Annotated in this window: 1 protein-coding gene; it reads left to right on the plus strand. The window is 57.5% G+C overall.

The window, feature by feature from the left end; all coding sequences use genetic code 11:
• Positions 1 to 551 (plus strand): TraC family protein (locus PKF00_RS44220; protein WP_271223788.1); only part of this gene is annotated, 551 nt, incomplete at both ends.

The raw sequence follows: 551 nt of genomic DNA on the forward strand, positions 1-551 counted from the left end.
GTGATGGAGAAGATGGGGCGCGCCCGCGCCGAGAATATGCGGCGGATGATTTGGTCGTCCGGCTCGAAAACGGGTCCGTTCTTTGCGCGGGACTATCGGGTCTTCATCTCGGTCTCGATGGAGAAAAAGCGCAACAGCGAACAAACAATCAAAACGCTCAAGGAAGTCCGTGAGCGCGTATCGATGGGTCTTAAGACGCTCGGTGTCGCCAGTCGGAACATGGACGCGTCTGATCTGATGTCGTTGGTGAATGGCTGGCTCTCGATGGGGCGGGAAACGCGAAACCGGCCGATGCTGTACAATCCCGCAGAGTTTCTGTGCGATCAAATGGTGCGTGCGGATACATGCCTGGAAGTCTACCGATCGCACCTTGTGAGCGAATGCACGAATTTTGGTGTCGCCAACTATCTGGATGGGCCATTGAGCGCGCGTGAGCCGTTCACGACGCGACAGGACATCCGCACATTCACCGCCAGCCGGTTTCCCAAGAGCGGATCCCAGAATCTGATGGCGTCACTGCTGGGCGATTTCGTGGGGGATCAGCTGCGTCT

The organism is Streptosporangium carneum, assembly GCF_027922005.1.
Lineage (GTDB): Bacteria > Actinomycetota > Actinomycetes > Streptosporangiales > Streptosporangiaceae > Streptosporangium > Streptosporangium carneum.